Consider the following 6,341-nt stretch of genomic DNA (forward strand, 5'->3'; position numbering starts at 1 on the left):
GGCTGCACAGCACCGGCGTCATAGCACAGACATGACGACGACGCCAGGTACTGAAGTATCCAATGCCAGCGAGATGGTCGGCCGCTCATCGTCCAGCAACAGGTCGACCAAGCGCAATGAAGCCGGGTAGCCAAGCACAGGCTCATCTTCGGTCAAGCGAACGTCGATGGAGCACAGATCGTCGCTCAGCCCCATGCCGGTTGCTTTCAGCACGGCCTCCTTCCGCGTCCAGCAGCGCTGGAATAGCGCAAGCTGCCTGTCCGGCGGCGCCTGATCGATGCATTGGCGCTCGGCAACGTGGGTGATCGTGCCCAACAATTCGCGATAATCCTGCAGGTGCTCGAAGGTTTCGACGTCGACACCGATCAACTCGCCCCGGCCGATTGCGCAGGCGACCCAATTATCCGAGTGGGATACATTGAAGCTCGGCCCATCGGGCAGGAACGGTTTGCCATGGCGGCCTAGGGAGAAGGCATACGGCACCGCAGCGCCCTGCGGACGAACGAGGTGGTGGACCATCGTGCGGCCCAGGACAAAGTTGTAGCGATCCGCGAGTCGTCGGAAGCGACGGGCACGCTGAAGGTCTTCATCAGTCAGCAGGTGCTCTTCGGCCAATGCACCGGCCTCGCGCAGGATCACCACAAAGGCGAGCCCTTGCGCCAGCGCCTTGTCGCAAGCCCGACGGGCATCCTGCCAAAGCGCGCTGAGCGTGGCATTGATGGTGAAAAGCTTGAAGGCCGGGCAATTCACCTGCGCAATGTCGGGTTCACTCATGGCGTGGACATCGTGGATTCACGCATAAACATCGGCGGCGTTTGAGACCACGCTCTTGCCCCACCTGCTGAGTACATCCTTGATGAGGGCTTCGCGGTGTTCATTAAGGTAGAAATGATCGCCGTCAAACTGGTGACAGACAAAGTCGCGTGTTGCCCATCGATCCCAGGCCAGAATCTTGTCCAGGCGAATATTGGCATCGCTGGACCCGGCATATGCCGTCATCGGAAAACGAACGTCACAACCCTCAGGCACGATGTATTCGTCGATGAGATTGAAATCCGCGCGAAGTACCGACAGCACCATCTCAAGATAGCCGGGATGCCCAAGAATTTCCTTCGGGGTGCCGCCAAAACCTTGCAGTAGCCGCAGCAGCTCGGCGTCGCTCAAATGAGCACGCGATCTGTCCCGGCGGCACAGTTGTGGCGCGGTACATGCCGATACAAAAAGGTGCTGTGGAACGGCTAGCCGACGTTCGTGCAACTGCCGGGCCAGTTCAAAACTGACCACGGCACCCAGACTATGGCCAAAGAACGCAAAGGGCAGCTCCTGCGGCAAAGCCTGCACCAGCAGGCCCGCCAGCGCACTCAATTGATCTACCGGTTTCTCGGTGATGCGCGTTTCCCGTCCCGGAATCGCAACCGCCCAGACCTCCGTATCTGGAGAGCAATGCCTATGCCACTCCCGAAACAGGGATGCGCCCCCACCCGCATGATGAAAGCAGATTAAGCGGCGACGGGCGTTGGGGCTTGCACCAAAACACCTGAACCAGCGGCCAGGCTGCTTCGCATCCGTTCGCATATTTACTTCTGCCGTCATCTTTTCTATCGAATGCACGCGCATACCTCGAACCTGGTCTTCACCCGAAGCTCCTCAACCCTCGACCTGCCTCAGCACGATGCCATTCTGGCGATTCCTTACCGCAGACCAGATTCGCCAAAAATACAATACGCCGATGATCCCTTCGAATATCGAACCGATGACCCAGCAAGTTGGAAGGAAACTGGCGTCTCCAACATGCCCCGATGTCATCATGTATATCGTCGGAATGCTAAGTACCCACATCAAGACCAATCGGGTGACGAATAGAAATCTCGTCAATCCAAAACTCTCAAGCACCGACGATCCTGTCATGGCAAATGTAAATGCCAGCGAATAGGTCCACAGTACGCGGGAGGTCGCAATGGACGCCCGCTGAATTTCCACTGGCTTGTCCAGCAGGCCGAACGGGTTCAGCAGTAGCTCAGGCGTGGCAATTTGAAAAAACGAGATGACGACGACGTACATCAGCTCGATCGCCAAGGTGACAAAGATAATCCGGGGTATCTGCGGATAGTCGTCCTCACCGATAGCGTTGCCGCACAACACGCTGCAGCCAATGCCCAGACCGACAAGGGGGACGATACCGATGTAGTTCACCGTCAAGTTGACGTTGTTGGCGGCAAGCGCAATCGATCCGAGTCCTGCAATAATCCATATAAATGCCGCATTGCCGAGATTGTCGATACCGGCGGAAATGCCCAGGGCGAAGCCCTTTTTAACGCGCGACAGCATGTCATGCAGATTAAAGCCGCTGTGTTTGAATACCAACCCACGCAACCTTACCCATACTTCGCCCGGCATATAAAATAAATAAAAGGCCAGGATCGATAGCGTGCCGATCAACGTGCTGATGCATGAGCCTCGCATGCCGAGTTCGGGCAAACCGAACTTGCCGAATACCAGCCCGATGGTCATGAAAATTTCGACCACCTGGCCGATCAACCCGGCAACCAGGGTGATGCGCGTATTGCCGATGCCATTGAAGTAAGACGAAAGCGACATGTTCAATGTCATGACGCCGCCGAAATAAGCCGACCAATACAAGAACTGGGATTCCAGATGGGTAATGACCGGGGGGCGATTACTCATGAAGGGAATCAACTCGATCAGCGGAGCCATCAGCATCAAGATGACAGAGAGCACAATGCCGACAAAGATCCCGACAGCAGCCTGATAGGCCGCCTCCCCGTGCCCGGATCGCCCGAACGCTTGCGCCACGCACGACCTTGAAAACCCGACCAGCGCGGTAAAGAAACCGACGATCGCCATCGAGGTATAGATGGCCGGGCCGGAAGCGGCCAACGTGTCGCTCGAATATCTCGCCAGGCAGATTCGATCGACGAGCATCATGAGCAAATTACCGACCATCGACCCCATCAATGGAATGGAGACGCTCAAGATTCTCTTCGCTATTCGAAAATCAAAACCAACATTATTCAGATTCAATTCGATGCCCCTTGAAATGCGACTTCACTGCCAGCTCTCGATCGTTGCGGCACGAGCATCTTGAGACCACCATCGGACAAACAGGCGATGATGGTCATGTCGTTGTGCGACCCGTCCATAGGTTGTCCATGGCTAAGCACGAAGCTTGAGCCGCACGGGTACGGCACTAGGGCCCACGAAGAAGTTCATTATTTGCTCGACCGGCGGCGCCTTGGTATCAAGCTCCAACTCAAAATTACGCATAATCATCGACACCACCACTTTGATTTCAGTCAGGGCCAGGAAACGGCCAGGACACAGCCGTGCGCCGCCGCCGAACGGAAAAATCTTGCGCGTGGGGTCGTCGTCCCGCTGCGGCTTTTGTTCGAAGATCCAGCGTTCCGGCTGAAATAGCTCATTCTGCGGAAACTGCGCTTCGTCCAGACCCTCGCCCGTGGTCGCCACGAAGATACCCGTATCCTTCGGTATAAAAGTCTCGGAGACGACACAGTCGGCATTGCTGGCGAGTCCGATAAAGGGTGCGACGGATCGTAGTCGCTGGGTCTCGTTATGGGCGGCTTCAATGTAGGGAAACTGCTTCATCATCTCCCAATCGTGCGCAAGCGGAGCATCGCCAAGCACGGCGTCCACTTCGGCCGTCAGCGCAGCGGCGGCGGCGGGATTTTCCGCCAGCAAATTAATCATCCACGCGATGGAGTTGCTCGTCGTATCTTCGCCGCCGATCACGCTCAGGATGGCGTTGCTGATGAGCTCTTGATCGGTGAAGTCAGATTCCGGGTCTTCGCTCGCAACAATCATCGCCTCCAGCATATTGGCCGGCTTTTGCTGCAGATGCGCCTGTTGCTTCATGCGCTCGCGGGTGTTCCTGATGAACTCCTCGACCGCCTGCTCGACCTCGGTCGCCGACTTATCGGCCGCACGATCCACCGGCAGCTTGAAATAGCGCCAGTAATCGATCAGTGCCGTCGCGCGACTGCCCAGGCGTTGGAACAGGTTGTCGATATTGCGCTGCAACTGGTTGTTGTCATCGTTGACCGCATCGATGTCATGCCCCATCGCGATACCGACGATAATGTCGAGCGCCAAGGCTTTCAGATCACGGCGCAAATTGACCGGCTTGCCATCGGCCACCGCGGTCTTCCAGCGCTGGAGCATACGCTCCGTCATGAAGACCATCGTGGGATAAAAGTTTCGCACCACCTCGACATTCAGCCCGCCCATGACGAGCTTGCGCTGCTTGCGCCAATCTTCGCTCTCGGCAGTAAAGACACCGCCGATCTTCAGCTCGCCCATGACTGTCTTGAGGTTTCGCACTCGCCTGAAACCATCGGGGCGTTCTCGCAGCAAATGATTGACGGCGGTGCGGTCCGAAACGATGACGAGCGGATTGCCTAAAGCCGTGACGCGAAAAATCGGCCCGAACTCGCGAATCCATTTCGCAAGCGTCAGATGCAATTGACGCCCCCCCATCTGCAACAGGTTGCCGATAAGCGGCTGGCCTTTAGGGCCGGGCAGATCCGCGATCGTGCGCGAATATTTGAGTTCGCCCGTGCTTTCCACATCCAATTCAGGGACTAACGTATTTGAATCCATGATGGTTTCCCGAGTTTAAGTGTGTCATTCCCGAACAGTTTCATTGCAGCTATTTACTGGCAAACAACAGCTCGACACTGGGGGCGTCGGGCTTGATCCTGCCTGAAATTTCACGTGCCAATTTTTTAATATGCGGCGGCTTCACGATCGAAAAATGACTGCCGCCAATACTCGTCACTTCAAGGCGCTCCCCTAGCAAAGCAGCCCAACCCAGCGACAGGTCTTCGTCCGCATTACGGTCCGCGGCGAAAAAAGTCACCGCTATCGCTGCGGGAGGTGCCCGGTATGCTTCGGCCGCTTTGGCGCCGGCCTGATAGAGCGCCAATATTCGTTTCACTAACGCCGTATCGAGTTGTGCCGGCAGCAGCGCTTCGCGTTGGCACACGGCAATCATGGCGTCACTGTCTTTGCTGTCCGCCAGCGTCATCAACTCGCCATAGGCAGGATGCTGCCGAGCATCGGCTACATCCGGGTTCTGATCGACGATCCAATGCAACAGCGCCCTGCATTCGTCGAATTCGACGGCATGGTCCGCGTGCCATTGCGCCTGTAAGAAGTGGCTGCTACCGGTATCGATCATCCCGACGAAGTCGACTGCCTCGCCTGCCGCAAGCAATTGATAGGCGATTTCATACGCGATCATGCCGCCCAGCGACCAGCCTGCGATCAGGTACGGGCCGGATGCTTGAACCTGCCGCATCGCATCCAGATAGGCGCCCGCCATCTCGGCGATGCTGGTATGCGGCGCCTGGCCAACCGCGAAGCCACTGGCCGCCAATGCATAAACCGGCTGATCGGCATCCAGGTGTCGGGCCAGGTCAAACGCATACTGAACTTCTCCACCGATAGGGTGAATCAGAAACAGCGGCGTCAAATCGCCGTCGGTTTGAATGGGCACAAGATTCGGATGCCGGGGCGCCGTCTTGTTTGAATCGACGAAGGCAGCCAATGCCCCCAACGTTGGGTGGGAAAACAAGTCGCGCAGTTCAATATCCATGGCGCCGCGCTTGCGTAACTGCGAGACCATTTGTACTGCCAACAAGGAGTGGCCGCCCAGCGCAAAGAATTCGTCTTGTACGCCGACTTTTTCGATGTGCAGCAAATCGGCCCAGATTTCCGCGATGACCTGTTCGGTCGGCGTCCGCGGCGCCACATACTCCGCTTCGCTCTGCACCATGTCCGGCGCCGGCAGCGCCTTGCGGTCGACCTTGCCGTTGGTGGTCAAGGGCATGGCATCCAACCCGACGAAATACTCGGGCACCATGTAGTCCGGCAGCGCCTGCAGCAACGTGCTGCGCATGGTCCCGGCTTCGGGCAATACTTGTCCGTCATGCGCCACCAGATAAGCCACCAGCCGCTGGCTGCCGGCGCTGTCCTCCCGCGCCAGTACCACCGCGTCACGCACCGCTTCGAGTGCCGCCAGCGTCGCTTCGATTTCACCCAGCTCGATACGCAGGCCGCGAATCTTCACCTGGTGGTCGCTGCGGCCCAGGTATTCGATCGTGCCGTCCGGCAGATACCGCGCCAGATCGCCCGACAGATACATCCGCGCACCCGGCGTCGCACTGAACGGATTGGGGATAAAGGTCCGCGCCGTCAGCTCGGGCCGGTTGATATAGCCGCGCGCCAGGCCGATGCCGGCGATATACAGGTGCCCGACCACTCCGACGGGCACCGGGTTGAGCGACGCATCCAGAATATGGATC

The 6,341-nt window shown here is 57.7% G+C and carries 5 protein-coding genes; all 5 read right to left on the reverse strand.

Translation table 11 applies throughout. The annotated features are described in order from the left end of the window. Positions 1–18 precede the first annotated feature (18 nt). The gene (locus DVJ77_RS17130) at positions 19–774 is read right to left on the reverse strand and encodes a 4'-phosphopantetheinyl transferase family protein (protein ID WP_114846722.1); all 756 of its coding nucleotides are present in this window, start codon (positions 772–774) and stop codon (positions 19–21) included. A gap of 18 nt (positions 775–792) precedes the next feature. Further along, positions 793–1,617 carry a thioesterase II family protein gene (locus DVJ77_RS17135; RefSeq protein ID WP_114846723.1) on the reverse strand — a complete coding sequence of 275 codons (825 nt, stop codon included), beginning with the start codon at positions 1,615–1,617 and terminating at the stop codon, positions 793–795. Positions 1,618–1,647: 30 nt separating this feature from the next. Next, complete coding sequence (locus DVJ77_RS17140; RefSeq protein ID WP_225428054.1) at positions 1,648–3,042, reverse strand: MATE family efflux transporter; 1,395 nt, start codon at positions 3,040–3,042, stop codon at positions 1,648–1,650. Positions 3,043–3,174: 132 nt separating this feature from the next. After that, entirely contained in the window at positions 3,175–4,635 is a 1,461-nt protein-coding gene (locus DVJ77_RS17145; protein ID WP_114846725.1) for a cytochrome P450, read from the reverse strand. Positions 4,636–4,684: 49 nt separating this feature from the next. Then, the coding region (locus DVJ77_RS17150; RefSeq protein WP_114846726.1) for a thioesterase domain-containing protein at positions 4,685–6,341 on the reverse strand (1,657 nt) is incomplete at its 5' end.

It is taken from the genome of Dyella tabacisoli, from assembly GCF_003350925.1.
Taxonomy (GTDB): Bacteria; Pseudomonadota; Gammaproteobacteria; order Xanthomonadales; family Rhodanobacteraceae; genus Dyella_C; species Dyella_C tabacisoli.

What these genes read in the sequence shown, in the direction of transcription:
- DVJ77_RS17130 (WP_114846722.1), bottom strand. Translation starts at nt 774, where the DNA reads ATGAGTGAACCCGACATTGCGCAGGTGAATTGCCCGGCCTTCAAGCTT.
- DVJ77_RS17135 (WP_114846723.1), bottom strand. Translation starts at nt 1,617, where the DNA reads ATGCGCGTGCATTCGATAGAAAAGATGACGGCAGAAGTAAATATGCGA.
- DVJ77_RS17145 (WP_114846725.1), bottom strand. Translation starts at nt 4,635, where the DNA reads ATGGATTCAAATACGTTAGTCCCTGAATTGGATGTGGAAAGCACGGGC.